This window comes from Burkholderia plantarii (assembly GCF_001411805.1).
Taxonomy (GTDB): Bacteria; Pseudomonadota; Gammaproteobacteria; order Burkholderiales; family Burkholderiaceae; genus Burkholderia; species Burkholderia plantarii.
In genome coordinates this window covers 3099995-3121652 of the sequence record NZ_CP007212.1, presented here as the reverse complement: position 1 = coordinate 3121652, position 21658 = coordinate 3099995, and the positions used below count along the sequence as shown (strand labels likewise).

At 64.8% G+C, this 21658-nt stretch carries 21 protein-coding genes; 11 read left to right on the top strand and 10 right to left on the bottom strand.

Translation table 11 applies throughout. The features are described 5' to 3' along the window. The first annotated feature begins 20 nt into the window (after nt 1-20). The 5 genes from bpln_RS13280 to bpln_RS13260 all read left to right on the top strand — a co-directional run bounded on the left by bpln_RS13280 (nt 21) and on the right by bpln_RS13260 (nt 8172). Nucleotides 21-4829 (top strand): RHS repeat-associated core domain-containing protein, encoded by a 4809-nt coding sequence (locus bpln_RS13280; protein WP_055139033.1) that lies wholly within the window; start codon nt 21-23, stop codon nt 4827-4829. Beyond that, on the top strand, nt 4826-5260 hold the full coding sequence (locus bpln_RS13275) for a hypothetical protein (protein ID WP_055139032.1): 435 nt from the start codon (nt 4826-4828) through the stop codon (nt 5258-5260). Before bpln_RS13280 ends, bpln_RS13275 begins: the two co-directional genes overlap by 4 nt. 62 nt (nt 5261-5322) lie before the next feature. Next, nucleotides 5323-5586, top strand: coding sequence for a PAAR domain-containing protein (locus tag bpln_RS13270; protein WP_042625545.1), 264 nt, complete (start codon nt 5323-5325; stop codon nt 5584-5586). An 85-nt stretch (nt 5587-5671) separates the two neighbouring features. Beyond that, nucleotides 5672-5944: a DUF3761 domain-containing protein gene (locus tag bpln_RS13265; RefSeq protein WP_042625544.1), complete on the top strand. Its 273-nt coding sequence runs from the start codon at nt 5672-5674 to the stop codon at nt 5942-5944. Nucleotides 5945-6210: 266 nt separating this feature from the next. Further along, nucleotides 6211-8172, top strand: a complete 1962-nt coding sequence (locus tag bpln_RS13260) for a methyl-accepting chemotaxis protein (protein ID WP_055139031.1) — start codon at nt 6211-6213, stop codon at nt 8170-8172. Nucleotides 8173-8331: 159 nt separating this feature from the next. On the opposite strand, the gene bpln_RS13255 is transcribed toward bpln_RS13260, so the two are convergent. The 3 genes from bpln_RS13255 to bpln_RS13245 form a co-directional block, all read right to left on the bottom strand. Then, nucleotides 8332-9450 carry an alpha-hydroxy acid oxidase gene (locus tag bpln_RS13255; RefSeq protein ID WP_055139030.1) on the bottom strand — a complete coding sequence of 373 codons (1119 nt, stop codon included), beginning with the start codon at nt 9448-9450 and terminating at the stop codon, nt 8332-8334. Next, entirely contained in the window at nt 9447-10133 is a 687-nt protein-coding gene (locus bpln_RS13250; protein ID WP_055139029.1) for a Fe2+-dependent dioxygenase, read from the bottom strand. Before bpln_RS13250 ends, bpln_RS13255 begins: the two co-directional genes overlap by 4 nt. 126 nt (nt 10134-10259) lie before the next feature. After that, nucleotides 10260-12551 carry a TonB-dependent receptor gene (locus tag bpln_RS13245; protein ID WP_244131960.1) on the bottom strand — a complete coding sequence of 764 codons (2292 nt, stop codon included), beginning with the start codon at nt 12549-12551 and terminating at the stop codon, nt 10260-10262. Nucleotides 12552-12757: 206 nt separating this feature from the next. On the opposite strand from bpln_RS13245, the gene bpln_RS36700 reads away from it, so the two are divergent. Continuing rightward, the gene (locus bpln_RS36700) at nt 12758-12934 is read left to right on the top strand and encodes a hypothetical protein (RefSeq protein ID WP_158512034.1); all 177 of its coding nucleotides are present in this window, start codon (nt 12758-12760) and stop codon (nt 12932-12934) included. A gap of 394 nt (nt 12935-13328) precedes the next feature. Here the strand turns inward: bpln_RS36700 and bpln_RS36695 are convergent, their stop codons facing one another. Both bpln_RS36695 and bpln_RS35565 read right to left on the bottom strand, forming a co-directional pair. Continuing rightward, complete coding sequence (locus bpln_RS36695) at nt 13329-13475, bottom strand: hypothetical protein (RefSeq protein ID WP_158512033.1); 147 nt, start codon at nt 13473-13475, stop codon at nt 13329-13331. A 508-nt stretch (nt 13476-13983) separates the two neighbouring features. Then, nucleotides 13984-14217: a hypothetical protein gene (locus bpln_RS35565; RefSeq protein ID WP_148654025.1), complete on the bottom strand. Its 234-nt coding sequence runs from the start codon at nt 14215-14217 to the stop codon at nt 13984-13986. Nucleotides 14218-14672: 455 nt separating this feature from the next. On the opposite strand from bpln_RS35565, the gene bpln_RS13235 reads away from it, so the two are divergent. After that, complete coding sequence (locus bpln_RS13235; RefSeq protein ID WP_244131961.1) at nt 14673-15191, top strand: hypothetical protein; 519 nt, start codon at nt 14673-14675, stop codon at nt 15189-15191. Beyond that, nucleotides 15188-15397 carry a hypothetical protein gene (locus bpln_RS13230; protein WP_055139027.1) on the top strand — a complete coding sequence of 70 codons (210 nt, stop codon included), beginning with the start codon at nt 15188-15190 and terminating at the stop codon, nt 15395-15397. The genes bpln_RS13235 and bpln_RS13230 overlap by 4 nt, the downstream gene beginning before the upstream one ends. A gap of 116 nt (nt 15398-15513) precedes the next feature. On the opposite strand, the gene bpln_RS35560 is transcribed toward bpln_RS13230, so the two are convergent. The 4 genes from bpln_RS35560 to bpln_RS13210 form a co-directional block, all read right to left on the bottom strand. Continuing rightward, entirely contained in the window at nt 15514-16146 is a 633-nt protein-coding gene (locus bpln_RS35560; RefSeq protein WP_148654024.1) for a hypothetical protein, read from the bottom strand. Between the two features lie 166 nt (nt 16147-16312). Then, nucleotides 16313-17095 carry a S49 family peptidase gene (locus tag bpln_RS13220; protein WP_244131962.1) on the bottom strand — a complete coding sequence of 261 codons (783 nt, stop codon included), beginning with the start codon at nt 17093-17095 and terminating at the stop codon, nt 16313-16315. Beyond that, entirely contained in the window at nt 17088-17783 is a 696-nt protein-coding gene (locus tag bpln_RS13215; RefSeq protein ID WP_148654023.1) for a hypothetical protein, read from the bottom strand. Before bpln_RS13215 ends, bpln_RS13220 begins: the two co-directional genes overlap by 8 nt. A gap of 265 nt (nt 17784-18048) precedes the next feature. Then, nucleotides 18049-18480 carry a type II toxin-antitoxin system HicB family antitoxin gene (locus bpln_RS13210; protein WP_055139528.1) on the bottom strand — a complete coding sequence of 144 codons (432 nt, stop codon included), beginning with the start codon at nt 18478-18480 and terminating at the stop codon, nt 18049-18051. Between the two features lie 448 nt (nt 18481-18928). Here bpln_RS13210 and bpln_RS36690 point away from each other — a divergent pair, with 448 nt between their 5' ends. The 3 genes from bpln_RS36690 to bpln_RS13200 all read left to right on the top strand — a co-directional run bounded on the left by bpln_RS36690 (nt 18929) and on the right by bpln_RS13200 (nt 20155). Beyond that, complete coding sequence (locus tag bpln_RS36690) at nt 18929-19087, top strand: hypothetical protein (protein ID WP_158512032.1); 159 nt, start codon at nt 18929-18931, stop codon at nt 19085-19087. 127 nt (nt 19088-19214) lie between these two features. Beyond that, nucleotides 19215-19802 (top strand): recombinase family protein, encoded by a 588-nt coding sequence (locus bpln_RS13205; protein WP_055139023.1) that lies wholly within the window; start codon nt 19215-19217, stop codon nt 19800-19802. A 44-nt stretch (nt 19803-19846) separates the two neighbouring features. After that, entirely contained in the window at nt 19847-20155 is a 309-nt protein-coding gene (locus bpln_RS13200; RefSeq protein ID WP_055139022.1) for a hypothetical protein, read from the top strand. Between the two features lie 198 nt (nt 20156-20353). Here bpln_RS13200 and bpln_RS35555 read toward each other — a convergent pair whose 3' ends face one another. Next, a complete protein-coding gene (locus bpln_RS35555) occupies nt 20354-21259 on the bottom strand; it encodes a hypothetical protein (RefSeq protein ID WP_148654022.1) in 906 nt (301 codons plus the stop codon). Nucleotides 21260-21658: the final 399 nt, after the last annotated feature.

Genomic DNA, 21658 nt, shown 5'->3' with positions numbered 1-21658 from the left:
TCTTTCGAACCGGAACCGTCATGGCTGATTCCGCGGGCGTGCTGATGCCCAAACCGACCGACGTCTACGTCGGCCCGCTGCTGCAGATCGAAACCGTCGACGTGTCCGCCGGCATCAAGGCCTGCGATCGGTGGCTGCGCAGCATCAGCCACGACATCATCACGATCGAGCGGCTCGAGATGGTGGCCAACGCGCTGCCGGTGGTCGCGAACATCATGTCGGCCGTCGATCTGGTGCTCGACATCAAGGACCTGATCGAGCATCACCAGCAGGGCCAGGAGCCGGACCTGTTCGACTGGATCAACCTCGGCCTCGACCTGATCGGCATCATCCCGATCCCGCCCGCCACCTCCGAGTTCCGGATGGGCGCGCGGCCGGTGCTGAAGCTGGTGCGCCAGAAGATCCTCGAAAGCGGCAAGGCGATCGGCGAGGCGACCATCCAGGTGATGCAGACCGCGCTGCTGCAGGCCGTGATCGACAGCCTCAGCGAGCAGTTCGCGGGCAGGATCCAGAGCTTCGTGGACGGCATGAAGAGCCAGCTCGACGGCATCCTCAAGACCTGCGCCGACTACATCGAGAAGTTCCTGAACGGCTTCGCCGACCTGTTCGCCGAGGTGGCGGGCGAGAAGGCGCTGAGCACCGCGCACAACTACCGCGCCGCCGACCAGCACGCGAGCCAGATCGCCGACGGCTTCTCGGCGCACGACGCGCGCAAGACCTTCAGCGGGCTCGGCCATTTGATCGTCGACTTCGTGAAGATCGAGGCGAAGGGCGTGATCAACAGCGGCACGCAGGTCGCCAAGGCACTCGACCTGCCGTACCGCGAAGCGCTGATGAAGATGGCGAACCTGCTGCGCGGCATGATCCCGACCGTCAAGCAGCGCATCATCGCGCTCGGCGGCGTCGATGCCGGCACCATCGGCTGGCTCATCAACCTGATCCAGCTCGCCATCGAGAAGAAGCGCGACATCATCGAGAGCAAGCGCCGCCACGCCACCGGCGTGAAGGAGAGCGGCACCACCAGGGTCCATCACGAGGAAGGCGAGGGCCGGCAGGAAACGATCCGCCACACCGAGGATGCCGAGCATCCCGGGCCGAACCAGTGCAAGCTCGGCTGCCCGGTATCGTCGGCCAAGTCGGCCACGCGCCACTCGGTCGGCTACGCGCTCGGCGACGAGCGGCTCGACCATCCCGACTTCGCGCTGCCCGGCACCATGCCGGTGGTCTGGAGCCGCACCTACCGCTCGTTCTTCGACGCCAACGACGAGACCGGCGAGACCGGCGCGCGCTGGATCACGCCGTACACGACGCGCATCGACATCCACGCCGCGAACTTCGTCTATCACGACGCCACCGGCCGCAGCGTGAAGTGCCCGCGGCTCGCGCCGGGCGAGGCGCACGACGATCGAGGCGAGGGCTTCACGCTGCTGCGGCTCGACGAGACGTGGCTCACGCTCACGCGCGCGCACGATACGCTTGAAGCCTACGAGAAGCACGGCGACGCGTTCCGGCTCGCGTTCATCAAGGACCGCGCCGGCAACCAGATCACGCTGGACTACGACCAGCGCCGGCGGCTCGCGCGGCTGATCGCGCCGCAGGCGATCGTGGCGTTCCTGCACGACGACGCGGGCCGCATCGTCGAGGCCGTGCATCACGATCGCGAAGGCGTGCGCGTCGGCACGCTCGCGCGCTACGCCTACGACCGCGACGGCGATCTGGTGACCGCGTTCGACGAGTACGACAACCGCCGCGAATACCGCTACCACCATCACCTGCTCACGCATTACACGGACCGCACCGGCCGCGGCATGCACCTCGAATGGAACGGTACCGGCGCCCGGGCGAAGTGCGTGCGCGAGTATGCCGACGACGGCAGCTTCGATACGCGCTTCGCCTGGCATCCGGACTTCCGGATGGTCAGCGTCACCGACGCGCACGGCAGCGTCACGCGCCATTACTACGACCGCCACGGCTACACGTTCCGCATCATCCATCCGGACGGCGGCGAGGAGTGGATGTATCGCGACGCGAACCACAACCTCGTGCAGCACACCTATGCCGACGGCGGCGTCGAGCGGATGCGGTACGACGCGCGCGACAACCTGGTGCGCCACCAGCGCGTGGACGGCAGCGTGCTCGAGATGCACTACGACGCGAAGGACCAGATGGTCCGGCTGGTCGATCCGCAGGGCCATGCGTGGCAGCGCGAGTACGACGAGCAGGGCAACGTGTCGACCGACATCGACCCGCTCGGCCACAAGACGCGCTATGTCTACGACGGCGCCGGGCGCCCCGTCGAGGTGACCGACGCGAAGGGCGGCACCAGGGTGATGGCCTACGACGACGCAGGCCAGCTCGCGTCGTACACCGACTGCTCCGGCAAGACCAGCACCTGGACCTACGACGCCGGGGGGCGGCTGCTCGCGGCCACCGACGCGGCCGGCGGCACCACCGCGTATCGCTACGCGGCCAACGGCACGCTCGAGGAAGTGAGCGGCGCGGCCGGCGTCGAGCGCTTCCAGTACGACGCCGAAGGCCGGCTGCTGGCGCGCACCGACGCGCTGCAGCGCGTCACGCGCTTCGCCTACGACGCGGCCGGGCGGATCGGCACGCGCATCGACGCGGCCGGCCATGCGCTCAGCTACGGCTACGACCGGATCGGCCGGCTGGTGCGCCTGACCGACGCGAATCACGCCAGCTTCCAGTTCCGCTACGACGCGCTCGGCCGCCTGCTCGAGACGGTCGGCTTCGACGGCAAGCTCACGCGTTACGAGTACGACGCCGACAGCGGCCAGCTCGCCTCGATCGACGACGCGGGGCGCCTCACGCAGGTCGAATACGATCGCGGCGGGCGCCTCGTGCGCCGCGTCAGCGGCGAGGTCGACGAGCGGTTCGCCTACGACGCGCTCGGCCGGCTGATCGACGCGCGCAACGCCCACAGCCGGGTGCAGCACTTCTACGACCCGGTCGGCAACCTGGTGCGCGAGCATCATGCGAGCGCGCTGTTCGGCGAGGCGCGCAGCGTGGTCTGGCATCACGCCTACGACGAAATCGGCGCGCGCGTGCGCACCGTGCGGCCCGACGGCCACCGCGTGGACTGGCTCACCTACGGCTCGGGCTACGTTCACGGCATGGTGCTCGACGGCGACGAGCGCGTGCAGTTCGAGCGCGACGACCTGCATCGCGAGGTGCGCCGCGCGCTGCCGGGCAAGCTGATTCGCGAGACCACGCGTGATCCGGCCGGGCGGCTCGCGAAGCAGACCGTGCAGCGCGAGGACGCGCCCTCGGCGCTCGCCTCGCGCCACTATCGCTACGACGCGGCGAGCCAGCTCACGCAGGTGGACGACAGCCGCGCCGGCCCGACCGGCTACCGCTACGACCCGGTCGGCCGCCTGATCGAGGCGGTCACGCCGAACCTCGGCGAGCGTTTCGCGTTCGATCCGGCCGGCAACTTCGTCGACGCGGCGGCACCGGGCATGCCCGCGGCCGGCAGCATCGCCGGCGCGGTCGGCTACGTGCCGCCCGGCACCACGCCGGCGGCGCCGCTGCCGCGCGTGCTCGGCAACCTGCTGCGCGACTACGCGGGGACCCATTTCGAGTACGACGCACAGGGCAACGTGACCGAAAAGCGCTCGCCCGGGCGCGTGCAGCGCTTCGAGTGGGACAGCTTCAACCGGCTGGTCGGCGTGCGGTCCGAGACCGCCGCGGCGCGCACCGAGGCGCGCTACTTCTACGACGCGTTCGGGCGGCGCATCGCGCGCGTGGTGGACGGGCAGGCGACCGTGTTCGGGTGGGACGGCGACACGCTCGCCTACGAAAGCGGCCCCGAGTACAGCCGGCACTATCTCTACGAGGCCGGCACCTTCGTGCCGCTCGCGCAATACACGGGTGCGCCCGTGGCCGGCATGCCGACCCCCGTGCCGCGCGAGCACGAGCGCTATACGCCCGAGGACGACCCGTTGCTGCGGGTGCCCGAGCGCGGCGCCGAGGCACGGCTCGTGTTCTATCACTGCGACCAGATCGGCACGCCGCGCATGATCACCGACGAGCTCGGCGAGATCGTCTGGGAGGCGCGCTACAAGGCGTGGGGCGAGGCGCTCGACTTGATCGAGCGGGTCTCGAAGGCGACCGGGGAGCTGGTGCGCAATCCGCTGCGCTTCCAGGGCCAGCACTTCGACGACGAAAGCGGGCTGGCCTACAATCGTCACCGCTATTACGCGGCCGACGTCGGGCGCTACGTCTCGAAGGATCCGGCCGAGCTGCTCGGCGGCCTGAACGAGCTGGCCTACGTGCCGAACCCGGTGCAGTGGATCGATCCGCTCGGTCTCGCCGGGACGCCGGCCGGCGGGGCGGGCAGTGCCGGCGGCGCGGGCGGCAAGCCGGCCCGCTGCCCGAAGTGCAATCCGTGCGAGGGGCGCAATCCGACCGCCACGGCGCGCAGCTGGCAGGGCAGCGACCCGTACAGCGGCGTCGATTCGTACCAGAACGTGGTGGTCAAGCGCGGCACCGTGCTCTACACGCTGTATCCGCACGGCCCCGCGCCCGGCAACTATTTCGTGACCAGCAGCAGCGTGCTGGCCTCGTCCACCGCGCGCGAGTACAACGATTCGGTGCAGGTCGCGCACAAGGACAACTGGGACAGCCCGCGCGCGTTCCCGATGCGTACCCAGCTGCATGCCTACATCGTCGCCAAGGACACCTGCGTGGCCAAGGGCAAGACCGGCGCGAACCCGCATCTGGGCGGCGGCGGCGGCACCCAGTACTTCGTCGAGAACCAGGACAAGGGCAACCTGATCGACACCGGAAAAATCATCGGTTATTCGAAATGACACTCGCATTGCAGATCGACTGGGCCACCGGCGCGGTCCACCTTGAACAGGTTCGCATCGACGTCGATGCCGGCGGCGCGCTGGCGGCCGACGTGCAGGCGCTGTGCGGCGCGCCCGAGACCACGCGCAGCGGCGCGCTGCGCTACCGCGTGACCAAGAAGGTCGCGCTCTGTGGCTACGCGGCCGCCTGCGTGATCGACGTGGCCGGCGGGCGAGTGCGGAGCGTGGCCGTGCTGTTCGAGCTGATCCGCTTCTTCGACGCCAGCATCACCGAGTCGAAGATCGTGCAGGCCGTGGCGGCGGCCTCCGGGCTGCGGGTGGCGAGCCCGCATCCGACCAAGGCCATGCTCGAGCCGTGTCCGTGGGGCAAGGCGGAATTCGCCTTCGATCCGCGCCAGGGCGACCTGACGCTCGAGTTGCAGTACGCCTGAGCGCATCGAGGCGCGCGCCCGTGGCGCGCGTTCAACGTACCGGGAAGACGGGAAGGGATCTGATGAAGAACGTGATTCGCGTCGGCGATCCGACGAGCCACGGCGGTGTGGTGCAGACCGGCGATTCGAGCCTGCTGGTGGACGGCAAGCCCGTCGCGCGCGTCGGCGACCTCTGCGTGTGTCCGATCGCCGGCCACCAGGCCTGCGTGATCGTCGAGGGCAATCCGGAGTTCACCGTGGGCGGCCGCGCGGTGGCGTTCGACGGCCACAAGACGAGCTGCGGCGCGACGCTGCAATCGACGCTGACCACGTTCGGCAGCGAATGAGCCGGCGGCCGGCCCGGCCTGTGCGGCGGTCGCCGGTTGTCGTCCGCCAACCCGATCGACCGGCCGCGGCCGGACGGAGTGCGTGATGCGCGTGATGCTCGCCGCGGCGTTCGCGGCCTGCCTGCTGGCCGCCTCGTCGGCCGAGGCCTATCAGCCCGCGCCGCCCGACGAGGCGCAGCTTCAGGAACACGGCCACTACCGCAACCGCGACGGCGACGAGGTCCACTCGCCCGCGCATACGAAGGACGGGCGCGTGCCCGACGGCGCCTCGGCGAAATGCCGCGACGGCAGCTACAGCTTCAGCCGCCACCGCTCCGGCACCTGTTCGCACCACGGCGGCGTGGCCGAATGGGAGTGAGCACGGTGCCGCAGGCCGATTGGGTCGGCGCTCGCAGCCGCCCTTCAATCCCGCCCGATTTTTACGTTTTGCAGGCTGACTGCAATATGTTTGAAATCTTCATATAAAGATCGATACCGGGGTGCCGATAAGAACTCATCCTGTCATCCAGTCGTTCGCGGGTGGCGGCTCGCGCGAACCTGTCCGCGTTCCGCCGTCCGGCCGTGCGCGAATACCGTCGCGCGGTGCCGGGCAAGCCCGACGGTTTTTCGAGTACACGTACCCCTATGGACTTTTCTCCCTTGCGTCGCGCCGGCATCGGTGTGCGACTCGCCGTTCTTTCCTGTCTGCTGTTCGCGCTGAGCCTGGCCGTGTTCGCCCTGGCGCTGACGCGCTCGGCGGGCCAGCAGGTCACCGGGCAGGTGCTGATGCGCATCGACGAGAAGGACAAGTCGATCGCCGAGACCATCGCGCTGCTCGACAAGGCGCTGACCGCCGAGGTCGGCCGTTCGATGACGCAGTTCCAGAGCCTGCTGTCGGCCAGCGTGGCGCTCGACGAGACGCAGAAGGTGGACATCCAGGGCACCCCGGCGCCGACGCTGAAGGCCGGCGACCGCGTGCTCGACATGGATTTCTCGATCCCCGACGAGTTTCTCGCGCGCACCGGCGCGATCGCCACCGTGTTCGCGCGCAGCGGCGACGACTTCGTGCGCGTGACCACCTCGCTGAAGAAGGGCGACGGCTCGCGCGCGATCGGCACGCTGCTCGACCGCAAGGGTCCGGCCTACCAACCGGTGCTGGCCGGGCGCACCTACACGGGCCTGGCCGCGCTGTTCGGCAAACGTTACATCACGCAGTACAAGCCGCTTGCCGACGCGAGCGGGCGCGTGATCGGCGCGCTGTTCGTCGGGGTCGACGTGGGCGCCGAGATCGGCGCGATCGAGGCCGACATCCGGCAACTGAAGATCGGCGAGCACGGCTATTTCTTCGCGATGGACGCGTCGGACGGCCCGGGCCGAGGCAGTTTCATCGTGCATCCGGTGAGCGTCGGCAAGCCGGCCGACGAGGCGAGCGCGCCCTACGGCCGGATGCTGGAGATGAAGCAGGGCAGGCTCGAGTACCGCTCGGTCGATGCGGCGCTCGGCGAGAGCGCGGCCAGCGACAAGTACGTGTCGTTCAGCTACGTGCCCGAGTGGCACTGGCTGGTGGGCGGCGTGGCGCCGCGCGACGAGGTGATGGCCGACGTGAAGGCCACGCGCGACCGCTTCCTGCTGGTCGGGATGGCGCTGGTGGTGGCGTTCGGCGTGTTGTTCGTGCTGGCGGTGCGGCGGCTCGTGAGCCGCCCGCTCGACGAGGCCGCGAAGGCCTCCGAACGGCTGGCCGCGGGTGACCTGAGCGTGCGTATCGGTGCCGGCAAGCCGGCGCGCGACGACGAGATCGGCCGCCTGATCCGCGCCGTCGACGGCATCGGCGACGGGCTCGCGCGGATCGTCGCGCAGGTGCGCGAAGGGGCCGCCGCGATGTCCGAGCGCACCGGCCAGATCGCCAGCGACAGCGGCGACATCGCCACGCGCATCGCGAGCCAGGCCGGCAACCTCGAACGTACGGCCGCGAGCATGGAACAGCTCACCTCGAACGTGCAGCAGAACGCCGACAACGCGATCCAGGCCAACCAGCTCGTGTCCGGCGCCTCGGAGGCCGCGCTCGAAGGCGGCCGCGCGGTGCAGCGCGTGGTCTCGACGATGGACGAGATCGGCCGCTCCGCGCGCCGCATCGCCGACATCACCAGCGTGATCGAGAGCATCGCGTTCCAGACCAACATCCTCGCGCTGAACGCGGCCGTGGAAGCGGCGCGTGCCGGCGAGCAGGGCCGCGGCTTCGCGGTGGTGGCGAGCGAGGTGCGCGCGCTCGCCCAGCGCAGCGCCGCCTCGGTCAAGGAGATCGAGGCGCTGGTGGCCGAATCGACGGGCACCGTCGAGGGCGGCGCGCGGATCGCCGGCGAGGCGAGCGCGACGATGCAGGGGATCGTCGAACGCGTGGGCCAGGTGCGCGACATCATGGGCGAGATCAGTCAGGCCTCGCGCGAGCAGTCGCAGGCCATCGAGCAGGTCAATCAGGCGGTGACGCAGATCGGCGAGGTGACGCAGCAGAACGCGCAGGTGGTGGACGAGGCGCAGCGCCAGGCGGTGACGCTGCGCGACGAGGCGGGCAGGCTGGCCGACGCGGTGCGGGTATTCCGGCTGCGGTGAGGGGATCGCGCCGGGCGCGTTGGCCTTGCCGCCGTCGTCCCGGGCGCCTGGTGAAGCGCGGTGTGCCGGTCGTTGCGAAGGTCGGCGCATGTTTGCCGCGCATCGCGTCTTCGCGTTGGGCATCCGCGGTGGGCGTGACCTGCCGTGCGGTTCGACCGTTCAACGCGTCCAGATCAGCGAGGGATCGATGTCGCGAATCCGCGGGCGGCCAGCCAGCGCCATGGCGGCTTCGAGTTCGGTTTGCAACAGTGTCAGCATGTGTGCGACGCCGGGCATTCCGCCGACCGCGAGCGCATGCAGCACCGGCTGGCCGATCAGCACGGCCGACGCGCCGAGCGCGAGCGCCTTCACGACGTCGGTGCCGCGGCGGATTCCGCCGTCGAGCAGCACCGGCACGCGCCCGGCGCCCGCACGCGCGACGGCCGGCAACGCATCGAGCGCGGCCGGAAGCGTATCGAGTGTGCGGCCGCCGTGATTCGACACGATCAGCCCGGCCGCGCCGGCCTCCAGGGCGGGCCGCACATCGGCCGGGTTCAGCAGGCCCTTCAACACGATCGGCAGCGCGGTGCGCTCGCTCAGCCATGCCATGTCGGACCAGCCTGGCGCGCCGTGCAGCATCTGCCTGAACACCGGGCTGCCGGTGCGCGCGACGGCGTGCGCCGGCAGCTCGAAATCGGCGAGGTTGGCGGCCGATATGCCGGGCGGCAGGCGAAAGCCCGCGCGTTGCTCGGCGTTGCGCGCGCCGCTCACGAGCGCATCGAGCGTGACGACGATCGCGCGGCAGCCGGCCTGCTCGGCGCGGCGGACCAGCGTCAGCGTATCGTCGCGGCGCGGCAGCCAATAGAGCTGGAACCACAGCGGCGAGCTCGCGCGCCGCGCGATCGCTTCGAGCGGCACGCTTGCCTGCGCGCTGACGGTCATCCAGGTGCGCGTCAGCGACGCCGCCTCGACCGTGGCGAGTTCGCCGTCGGGATGCACGAGACGGTGATAGGCGGTGGGCGCGAGCAGGATCGGATAGGCGAGCGGCGCGCCGAACAGCTCGCTGGCGGCGCTCGCGCCCGACAGGTCGGCCAGCGCGCGCGGCAGCAGCTTGATGCGCGCGAACGCGTCGAGATTGTCGCGCTGGGTGATGCCGTCGGCCGCCGCGCCGCCGATGTAGGCGGCGATCGCCGGATCGCAGAGGCGCGAGAAGTGTCGCGCGTAATCCGCGAGCGAGACGGTGTCGGCGGGGATGGTGCGCGGCGCGCCGCCGGCAGCGTGTAGCGGCGTCTGCATCATAGTTCCGCCCATCGCCGCAGCAGGTTGTGGTAGTGATTCACGAGGCTCAGCACCGCGTGATCGCCGTCACCGAGCTTGCGCCGAATAGCCATGATCGCGAGATCGAGATCGTGCAGCATCATGCGCTGCCCGTCGTCCTTGACCAATGACTGCGCCCAGAAGAAGGCGGCTTCGCGCGTGCCGCGCGTGACCGGTTCCACGCGGTGCAGCGTGGATGCGGGATACACGACTTGATGGCCGGCCGGCAGCTTGACCGCCTGCACGCCCGCACCGGTCTCGATCACGAGTTCGCCGCCCTCGTAAGCGTCGGGGTCCGACAGGAACAGCGTGCTCGACACGTCGCCGCGAATCCGCGCGCCGCCGCTGCCGGGAATGGTCTGGATCGCGTTGTCGACATGCGTGCCGTAGGTCATGCCGGGGCCGTAGCGGTTGAAACGCGGCGGCAGCACGCGCAACGGCAGCGCGGCCGAGTGATAGGCGCTGTTGCGGCCGAGCGCGGCGAGCACGATCTCGCCGAGCTCGCGGGCCGCCGCGCTATCGGCAGGAATCTGCAGGTTGTGCTTAGTCTGAACGGCCTGGTCGCCGGCCGTCAGGCTGCCCTCCTGCCAGGGCGCGTCGGCCAGCAGGCGCCGGCACACGGCGAGTTCGCCGGCGGTCAGCACGTCCGGGATATGAATGAGCATGATGGCATCCGTTCGGTTGAACTGAGGCCCGCGCGGCAAGCCGCGGGCGAGGGGAGGTCGCGCCGATCCATCGCGGGCGACGCCGTGAAGCGCGCCCGCGATGGAACATCATGCGCGCCGCAGCCGTCAGAGCATGACGCCGAAGTTCAGCGTGACCGTGCGGCCCGACACCGGTACCGCGCGTGCGGAACTGAACGCCGACTGGTAGTTCAGATGATCGGTCAGGTTGTAGCCGTTCAGCGAGAGGCTGTAGCGGCCGTACTGATAGGCGATCATCGCGTCGAGCGCGAACGTATGCGGCATGTGCCCCGGGTTGGCGGTCTTGGCCCCGTTCGCGAGATACGACGACGCATACTGCAGGCCACCGCCGAGGACGAGCTTACCGGGGATCGGCAGCGCCACCTGCGGCACGTCGTAGCTGGTCCACAGCGTCAGGTTGTTGTGCGGTACGTCCGGTGCGTTTTCGCCGGTTCTGAACGGAATGCTTGAATACGTGACCTTGCCGTCGAGGTAGGCATAAGCGAGATTCGCCGACCAGTGACGTGTGATCTTGCCGGACAGTCCGACCTCGAAGCCTCGCACACGCAGCCCGTCGCCGTCCTCCTTGAAGCCGGCCAGAATGTCGCCCGTCTCTGGATCGACCGAATACGCGTGGGTCTTCTTCGTCTGAAACAACGCGCCCGTCAGCCCGAGCCGGCCGTTCATCAGATCCAGCTTCGAACCGATTTCCACCGTGTCCGACCGTTCGGGTTCGCTCGCCGGTCCGCTGCTCGGCACTTCGGCTTGCTTGCCGCCCACCGCGTAGGCGATGTCGGTGCCGATCGGCCGGTAGGTGCGCGAGAACGCGGCATAGAACATCGTGGCCTTGGTCGGCTCCCAGATCGCGCTGATCGACGGACTCAGCTTGTTCGTGTTCGAGGTGCCGCCGATCGATGAGGCATTGGTCGCGAACGAACTGCGGAAATAGTCCCAACGCAGTGCGCCCAGCAGCGAAACCTGATCGTTGAGCCAGAAGCGATCGCTTGCGAATACACCGATGTCGGTCGCGTCCGCCGAGCGCGTGGTCGCGCCATAGGCGATCGAGTGATCGCCCGGCATCACGTGGGACGGATCGATCACGGTCTGGTTGTTGATGCGCCCGGTCCATTTGCCGAGGTCGCGGTGGTCGCGCTCGTAGATCGTATCGAGGCCGAGCATGGCCTGATTGCGGAACTGGCCGAGGTGAAAATCGAATTTGCCGCTCAGCACGTTCTGCACGGCCCAGCCGCTCTGGCGATAGGCGACGCCGCCGCCCGCGCCGTAGCGCAGAGGAATGTTCGTGCCGTCGAGCAGGGTGTGCAGGTTCGCGTTGGTCAGCGTGTTGGGTGTCGTCGCCGAGAAATCGCGTTCGTAGACGGTCGCACGCGTGTCGTTCTCGATGGTGATGCCGTTGCCAAGCGCTTTTTTGAACAGCGAAGTGATGAGGTGCGTATCGGTGCTGTCGCGATCGGTGTCGCGCACATAGGATGTGGAGGGCGAGAGCCCCGGCACGCCGTATTCGGTCAGTGGCCGGTAGATGCCGTCGTCGCCCTGCGCCATCGAGATGCCGTAGTCCGGCACGCCCCTGCGATGCAGATACTCGTAGTTCAGATGCCATTCGGTGCTGGTGCCGATCCCGGTGCCGAAATCGATCGCGACGCCGCGCCGGTCGTCGCGGACATGGTCGCGGTCCGGCACGTTGCCGTCCTGGAACATCCCGTTGACGCGCACGGCCGTCGTGTCGCCGAGCTTGACGTTGCTGTCCACCGTGGTGCGGAACGTCGACGCCGAGCCGATGCTCTGGTTGACGCTCGTGGCCGTGTCGAGCACCGCGCGCTTGGTCGTCTGGTTGATGATACCGGCCACGTTGCCGACACCGAATGCGGCGCCCGACGGACCCTTGACGACCTCGATGCTCTCGGTGTCGAAGCTGTCGCGCTTGTAGGCGCCGAAGTCGCGCAGCCCGTCCACGTAGATGTCGCCCTTCGCCGACATGCCGCGAATGCTGAACTGGTCGCCGTTCTGGCCGCCGTTGCCTTCGCCTGTCGACATCGTGATGCCGGGGACATTTTTCAGTGCCTGTTCCAGCGATGTCACGTGTTGCTGCTCGATCAGCCGGTGCGAGATGACGTTGATCGTCTTGGGCGTGTCCTGCACGGTGTCGCCGAGCCGCGAGATGCCTACCGGGGAGTGGTTGGTGTTGCTGATCGACCTGCCGCGGATGTCGATGCGCGGCAGCGCGGTGCTTTCCTGGATCGCGCCGGGCGTCGTGCCGTTGGCGGTGGCGCCGGACTGGGCATGGGCGGCGAGCGGTGTCAGCGAAGCGCCCATCGCCAGGCTGGCGGTGGTGGCGCTGGACGCGAGCACACGTAGTGCCGAGCGGCTGTTGATGAATGACATGATTTGGATACTTTCCCCGTTAGCGGTGGTGTGACGAAGCACCATCGCGCCTCCCGGCTGGCGGCTACGTGGTTGATGCGGGACGTGGCGGCACATCGACAGGCATGCGGAATGACGGACTGGACGGTCGTTTCTTGAGTTCGCCAGAGACTGACGATTAGTTCGGATGCCAAATCAATGGGCGCACAAGCGGGCGGCGAAATGATGTGAGCGAGAATGTAAATCATTTCTATTTTCAGGCGATGCGTTTGCTTGAGGTATGTGACGTGGATCAACAGGAGGGATTGCCTGTTTCGACGAAGGGGCAGGAATGGGGAGCTAAAGATCGAGAAAAATCAAAATTTTTCGGCTTATTTTTATTGGAGTTTTATGAGTTGAATTGACTGACCGAAATCGTCGGCCGGGAAATGCCGCGTCGGGCCGGAACGGTGACGATCGAGCATGCCTGATGAACCACCGAGACTGGTGTGCGCGAGTGAGGATGCCCGTCGGGCCGGATGACGGTGCATGAGACCGGGTTCGATGCACGAGGGGAGCGTTGTGCCGGAGCGCGACGGAGTGCAGGGCGATGCTGGCCGATTGATCGATCGTGCCGCGCGTGTCCTCGGCGATGCCGATGTTTCTCGTCGATGCGATGGGCCGAGCGGGACAGCCGTTCCGGTAACGCTCGTTGCATGCGTCCCGGGCGGGATGGCCTGAACCTTCGGCGATCAACGCTGGTGGTATTGCCTCGCGCGTGCTGTCCAGCACGGCCATGTCCTGGCACCGTTGACGAAGTCAAAGAACACGGATCGGTCGGCGTGCTTTCGTCGGATCTGCGTTGATCGCTTCAAGTCCCGTTCCGCGGGCACCCTTGCCGCCAGTCACGATCGAGAAGCGCTCCTTCGATGTCGCGAGGGTTGCGGCCTTCAGGGCTTTCTTCATTGTCTTTTTCTCGGGCACGGTCGCCGTCACCTGCCTTGGGCGCGATGCGATACAAGCCCGTCGACAACTTTCATTTCGCCTTTTTGATTGAAGTGGGAACGACGGTAGTGGTGTCTATGCTTTTCCGCATGCAGCGTCTGGTACTCGTCGATGTCAGCGCGTGCTCTACGGTTCGCGCATCGTCTGCAATACGCCCGGGCAGTCACATGAAGCTCGGCATCTCGGCCTGCCGGTGGCAGACATGCGATTTTTGATTAAGTGGGCTGATTGGCGGTTAGAAACGAAAAACGGGCCGTGAGGCCCGTTTTTGCGCGATCGTCTGGCGGAGAGAGGGGGATTCCAAAAATGTCAATAAAATCAATGGCACTTTTCTTTTCCACTGCAACGTGTGTGCTCTAGGTGGACAAGTAAGTGCGGATGACGATTGTTAAAAAATCTAGGGCGAGCGGGGCAGCGCGACCCGCTCGGAGCCGGGTAACTGACCGCTACGCTTCCGGGTACTGCGTAGCTATGATGGGCGGACGATTGTGCCGTCCTCGGACAATACCGCGATGCTATTAGCGTGGTCCTCGGCCCGCTCCTTCGTTTCGTAACCGTCCTCATCTTGAGGCTTCAAAAGGACGCGGACGCCTCGTTCCTTGGATACGGACACGACTCGCCACAGAGGGCCGGGGATTTCCTCGATGATGAAAACCCGGCCACCGTTATCGACATGGGCTTGCTCGTGATCTGTGAGCTTCATTCTGTGATCCTCTGGAATCTCTTGTGGATACTGTAAGTCCCTGGCAAGAGCATACCGTGCAAACGAGATCGAGTGCTGCTAGGAAACGAGCCTCGTCCTGCTCAACCTGTGAATTACATTTCTCTCTGATGAGAAGCTGTTTGCGCAGGCTGGCGAGGGAAGATGCCCCAGGCAGATGGAAGATAGACGCATGTTCCAGTCGAAGTCGGTGTTACGTTTCTATTGCTGATGCTGCGTAAGCCTTGTCGGCGTGGGGGCAACCAGTTCCGGGGGCAACCAAATTTGAAATTTTTATAGCTAGGGGAAGCGCACGCGCGCGCAAGGCCCACGGGCAAGAAGGGCGGCGGAGGACCCGTCGAAAGCCCCCTCTCCGTCCTGTTCCGGGGCGGATTGCATTCGTTGCCGCTCGCCGGGGACGGTCGGCGGCACGCGAACCCGGCAACTCTGAGAGTTGAATGACGCTTGCTCACCTGATAGCGTTGCGGCACCAAGACAAAAGAGAGGGCCGATTCATGGCATCGTGCGTCAGTTTTTCGAAGGCATTTCAGGACAATATGGCGGCTTTACGACTGCCCGTGCCAACCACCTTGTTTGCGACCCTGCAGACCTCGCTGGCATCTACATCCGCGGCATTGGGCGTGCTCAAGACCCTTGGGCCGGGCGCGACGGTGGCCGAGTTGATCGGTGCGACCACGGGCCTTGAGGCGCTGTCGGTCGTTGGCAGCATGCTGGGCGTGTTCTACCTCGGCGCAGTGGTCGGTAGCTTGATGGTGGCGACCGACGCCGTGGCCGAATGCAAAGACCCGAGGGGCCTGCGCTCGTCGGTGGCGATCGCCACGTGGGGTGCAAGCATGGGCCTGGCTATCCCGACCGTCGTTATGGCCCATATGATCCGGCATCCCGAGGTGTTCGCTCCGACGACGTACAACAACTACGGCGTGCGCGCGAAGCTCGTCACGCGAGGCAAACAATGAAGTGGATCGCCGACCGACTGCTGCTGATCGTCACCGGCGCCGTGTGCGCGTTCGCGTGCTGGCTTGTCATTCACGTGACGGGCGAGTGGTTCTCTACGCTCATGCTCGTGATTTCGTACATCGTCCTGTTCGCGGAGAACTCGCGGCTACGCAAGCTGCTTGAGAAGAACGGCATCAGCTCAAGGCGTGAGCGGCCGCGGCAATAGCGCGTTCTGAGTCCCGTCACGGAATCGGAAAAACCTGGTCGAGAAAGCCAAGTTTTCTGAACCAGAATCCTTATGTGGCAGGGCTCTCAGCCGTGTTGCTTGTAGTTAATACACCTCTACGCGGGGATGCCTGGTGAGAAGCCATTCTTGCCGCGGAATACGCCAGGCCATCCGCACCAGGTCGCCGCCTCTTCGAGCACCTTCCTCGGTGAGCGATCCCCGTGTTTCTGGAACTTTGAGCCGAGAGTCTGCATGTTGGCCAGAATCCCGGCCCGCGCTATCTCGCCTATCCACTCCGCGTGTGTCTTTCTTGCTCGGGTGAGTCGATCGACTGTCCCGTTGCGGTGGATGTAGCTGTCCACCAGGTCCTGCAACTGCATCACGAACCCACCTCGGCCGTTTCGCATGCGTAGCAGGAACACGCAAAGGTCACGTGGGTACTTCCCAAGCGAGTTCACCACGCCGAGCTGCTCGACCAGGTGCAGCCCGGTGTTCCGAGGAACCGGCAATCGACGCTGAAACATCTCGCGTTTCTTGACGATTTCCCCGGTTTCCAAGTCCACGTAGGAGCCGGCGGAGACTCTGTACACGGGTCGCTGTACCTGTTGCCACCCCGCCGCTCGCAGTACGTGTTGCGGGACTACGGAGAGCTTTGCGTCTGGCTCCCACTCGACGTACCGAGGTGGTGGATGTAGCTCGACGCGCTGCGAGATGTCCTCGTGTGATACTTCTTCGGAAGGATCAACCACGGCCCCTCCGCGATAGTGTGGTTGCTCTCGCATCGATTGGGAAGGGATAGGGGGACGTGATACGGGCGGGGTACGGCTGGTGCCGCGGCTTCCGCATAGAGCGGGCCGCGACACGGCCGACCCTACCGACGTTCCGGTAAGGCCGTTCCATGTATTGCATACCGAGTTACGCGGCCTGCAGCTGGCCAGCGAGAGCCAGGAACGCGTCATCCGGGGCCATGACGGCATCGGCGAATCCCACGTCTACCGCCCTGCTACCCATGAACGTGCTGGCCTGAGTCGAACCTACGACATCGGCCGACATGCCACGATTGCGGGCCACGGTAGCCACGAACAGCCGGCCCATGGCATCAACATCAGCCTGAAGCCGTGTACGAGCTTCATTGGAGAGGGGCTGTACCTGGTTGCCGTCGGCCTTGCGGTCGCCGGCGGTAATGAGCGTGACCTTTACCCCTGCCTTGTCGAGCTTCACGGACTCGTCAACGTGGCCCGTGATGACGCCTACGGAACCGACGATACCGGTACGCGGCACCGTGACCTGTTCGCATGCCGAGGCGATCGCGTAGGCGGCCGAGCAGGCCGACTCAGAGCAGATGGCTAACAGCGGCTTTACCGTCCGGGCTGTGTAGATCGCATCCACGAGGTCGAACAGGCCAGCCACGTCTCCACCAGGGCTGTCGATCACGAGAGCGATAGCGTGTGCGGAGCTGTCGGCCAGAGCCCGATAAAACTCGGCCGCGATGAGGTCATAGCCGAGCATCGTGTCGGTCGTGCGCTGTGCCAGCTCGCCAGCAATAGGCAGGATGGCAACACCGGCCGTCACCGTGTACCGGAAGTCCAGCGGGGAGTCGTTTGCGGCCTGCTGGCTACGCTGTGCTGTGTAGGCTGTCAGCCTTTCCGGGCGGATCGCGAGCACCTGGTAGGTGGGAACGTGCAGGGCCTTAAGCATGCGCGCTCCCGGCATGGCGCTTGGAGCGCACGAGCTGGCGGGCTTTCCGCATCGTCTCAAGGGCAGGACGGATCGCCTTCACTGCTGCCGAGTTCTCGTGACCAGGTTCGGCCAGGAGGTTCGGCGCGTGGTCGTACTTGCCGCCACCTGGTGCTCTCAGGGACATGGCCTTACGGGGATCGGAGACGTGCGCGAGGTCGAGCCAATCGGAGGGCATCCCATTGGCCACCGTGAAGGCGTCGTAAGCGGCGTACAGGTCGGCTAGCTCACGTGCTTTCAGCATGATCTTCTCGGCCAGGTCGTCACGAATTGCGGTCGAGAGCTGCCCGAGTTCGTCGGCCACGATCGCACGGCGCGATTCCAGCTCGGCCGCCTTCTGGTCGATCTGCCGGGCGATACCGGCGCGCTGGCCACGCACGCGGTTAGCCGCGATCGTGCTTGCTGCTGCGGCCGCTTCGAGGGCTGCAATCTCGGGGGGTACTTCGGCTGACGGGTCGAAAGCCAGCGTTTCAGCGATCTTGTCGTCCAGTGTCTGACGGGCCTTCGCCTCGATAGCTTCAGCTTCCATCAGCTTCCCTGGCATCTCTCGAACTACCGCCTCAAGGCGGGTGAGTTCAGCGGCCACCGATTCCATCTCTGTGATTGCCGTCGTGAGGGATTCCGATGCCAGGTTTTTTTGGTTCTTCAAATGTAGGTGTTTCCTAGTAGATAGATCAGAGTGAATGAACCGGCGGCGCCCCCGATCAATGGGCGGAGCTGGTAGAGGTAGTGCGTTGCCGCACCACGCTTTGCGAAACAGCCGGATACCAGCGGCTTTGCGGAGCGGGGTGGGGATATGAGTTAGAGGCCCTGTCTTTGGAGATGTCCGGTGCTCCCTCCAAGGCTGCGTCGCGTTTCACATCGTGCAAATACAGAGGTGTGGTCGCTGAGTAGGGAGGCATCTCCAGGTTGAACTATCGCAGCCGGACGCTGATATCGAGCCGCTTTCCGAGCACCTTGAATGCGTCCGCGAGCGTGTCGATTTTCGTCGAATGCTTCAACGTCATGATGCGGTTGACGGTCTGCGGAGACGTGTTCATGCGCCTAGCCAACTCGGAGGGCGTGACGTGCTGGGCCAGCATTTCGTTCAGCAATAGCACCTTCACCGACACGCTTACCGGAAGCTCGATCATCACCTCACCGTCCAGCGGCTCCGATGGCATAGCAACTGGCCGATTCCCCTCAAAGTAAAAATCCATACTCGTCAGCAGGGCATCGGCGGCCATCTCACGGGCCTCCGCCTCGTCATCGCCTTGGGTAATCGCCTCCGGGATGTCGCGGAACGTGATGACGTAGCCACCTTCAATTGCCTCTGCAGGTTCGAAACGGGCTGGGTATTTCAGCAAGGGGCACTCCGGTAGTTGAGCCTCAATCATAAACATAAATGTGTATTCCGGGGCGATTTAGTCGGGAACCCGACACCCGGGCGGTGCAAAACTTGGCTCGAGCCAAGATCGTCACAGGGAGGGAAACGTGGTCTCGGCTACCGGCAGACGGCCACTGTGGCCACGCAATCTCAGAAGCGAGACACTGCGCCCGCAGGCACGAAGAACCCACGGGAGGAATCGACCAGCGGCCAGCTCGACAATACAGCTACGCCAAGCGAAGAACCCACAAGAGGAAAAGTGGATCGCTGGAAGACAGAATGTTGTGCATTGGCCGGCGAGCGGAAAAGTTGTGATGTTCGCGGCATTCGCTAGGAAAACCGAATGGATGCCGGCCGTAGTCGGGCGGCCAGGATGAAGTCATGCCGAGACGCCACGGTGGCGAGACGGTTCAACTATTTGAGAACTTATGGAACGGAAAGAACAAGCAGTGACGCTGCTGGCAGCGATGACGATGGCTAACACTCTTTGCCAGACGTTCGCCACCCACCCGGTGCAGGCAGTGCTCGTGGTCGCGGTTATCGGCCTGATCGTGTTCGACGACTGGCGTAGCGCGCGCCGGACGTGACCCGGATCAACAGGGTATACCGATGCGAGCCATACGAGCCGGGTCGAAAAAGTGGATCAATAGGATTGACTGTGTATGATCCACATCTTAATATTGATCCACAAACACTAATGATCCATGGTGACCCATGCGCAAGCTGTACTACGGGCGGATTAGTACGACGGACGGCCAGTCCTCCGCCAGCCAGGTCGAGGACGCGAAGGCCCACGGCGTCACCGGCAAGGACACGTTCATCGATGAGGGCGTGAGCGGCTACCACGTCGCCCCGCTCGATCGGCCGGAATGGGCAAAGGTTGAGCACGACCTGCGGCACGGCGGGACGTTGGTAGTTCGCTGGCTCGATCGCATTAGCCGCCGTTATGACGAGCTGCACGCAACCATGCGCCGCCTCATGGACGCCGGCGTGCGGGTCGAATGCACGCTGAACGGAATGGTGTTCGACGGCAACGAGACGGATGCAATCCAGAAGGCATCACGCGATGCCGTGCTGGCCTTTATGGCCGCCCAGGGCGAGGCCGACTACAAGAATCGGGCGGAGATGCAGCGCCGCGGTATCGCGATCGCAAAGGACGCCGGCAAGTACACCGGCCGGAAGCGGGCCAGCGACTACGCGGAAATCAAGGCGTGGCGTGCCGAGCACGGGGCCTCGATCAAGGACACGGCCGAGCATTTCGGCATCGGTACGGCCACCGTGAAGCGCGCGTGTGCCGAGTAACCCCCGGCGGTCGAGGGGCCGCCAAACAAGAGAGGTGGTGAGCAATGAGCAGCAAATACGATGAGCTGGTGCAGGCGATGATCGACTCCACGGGGTCGGTGCCGGCACTCCCCGACAACATCGAGCGGACATCAGGCGCCCCGGAGGCGTATTTCGATGAAGTGGCGCAGGATGCCGTCGAATATGCCAAGCGGAACATGGCTTACTTGGCCACGGCGCTGGCCAATGGCGAATCAATCGCCGCGGTGGCCGACTGCGGTATGGAGGCGCTGCAGGAGGCCATCGACGCCCTCAAGGACGCTACATGGGGGCGCGATCTGCTTGCGGAGGCCCGGCGCTACGGAATGACATAATCTGCGTAGGTCAAGACCTGATCTTTCAGTCGGCGTCGGATCAGGTCTGAGATTACTTCGCAGTCACTTCATCGAGGATCGTTATTAATTCGTGGTTGACTTTCTGTCTGCTTGCCTGCACGTTCGCTATCCCATCGGAAGCCGTCAGTCGATGCCCTGGAGTGGGCTGCCGAAAAGTCTCCTGTAGCACTATGTCTATCAGATTTTGTCTAGTGGCCGCCCCGCAAATTCCATCGATTGATCCCACGCCTTAGTGGGTGTCCCATCCGTAGGGTGCCGATACCATGCCTGTCCGTAAACACGGTTTGGCTCCCATTCCCACGAGAGCTGTTCACCAATCTTGTAGCTGCGGTTCGTGGACGGAAATACACGATCGAATTTATTACCGGTGCTGGGCTCCTCCGATTCAAGCATTAAGCCGAACACTTGTCGCCCAGTGGCCTCCGGAAATGGAATGGTACAATTAGCATCGGCGAATAGCGGAAAATTTGCATGCTTGACGGTATGTTTTTCGGAAGGGACTGCTTTGAGGGCTTTGAGCAACTTCAACCCTGAGTCAATTGCTCGAAAGATTTCGCTCTCTGTAACTATCGCTTGACCATGAACAATGGCGTTACGGACGGAGCGAAACTGGCTTAGCAACTCAAGCACATCTGAGAGCCCGAAACTCACGAGACCACTTATCTCCTGCATTGCCGTCGCCAAGGGAACTGCAGTCCGTCCGCGAAGCTGTCCGGTTCGTGCGAGTACGATCGTAGCCTCACGTTCTACGTCTGCGGACAGCAACATAAAGGCCGCACGGGGCGATCGGGCTGCCTCCACTAGGTAATCAAATTGTGCCGAAGCAAGATTGGCGTAGACGGTGTCTTGCTCGGGCGGAATAGCCGCTACCTTTTCTACCACAGCCACCGCTGACCCTTCTAAGCGATCAAGCTTGTCCTCCATTTCCACTTCTTGGCCAAATAGCTTGCCTTTCTTGAAATCCGCGACTCTGCGAAGAATCAAACCGATCTCGTCATGAAAGCGCCACACAAGGAAAAATCCTAAAATGGGCCATGCGGCTTTCGTCAACGCTTCAATGAGCGTGGAAATATCCTTAATCATTCGGTCTGCCTCTCGGTAACGGACGCACGATTTTACTTGATCCGGGACTCTATTCCAGGGAAGTTGTGAGCTGCCGGGGTGCAGTCAATTGTCGTCCCTAAGTCGTCACGGTGAAATGCTGTTTCTGGCCGGTCTGCAACGGTCGCGCATCGTAGGGTTGAATCCGCAGCCCATCTTGGCCGTTCGACTGCAGTTTATGCTACGTCTCGTCCTGAAAGAATAGCCGCCACTCGCCAGCTTGCCTCGGGAGCCTATCGTTGGCTTTGTAAGTCGTGGGCCGTACGTTCGAATCGTGTAGTTCGGGCCAGAATTCTTCGCTTATACAATCGTTTGCAATTTCACCTCAACCGCTTGGCTCGAATAAAATACAGAATCTGCTGCACCCCCACAGTGGCGAAG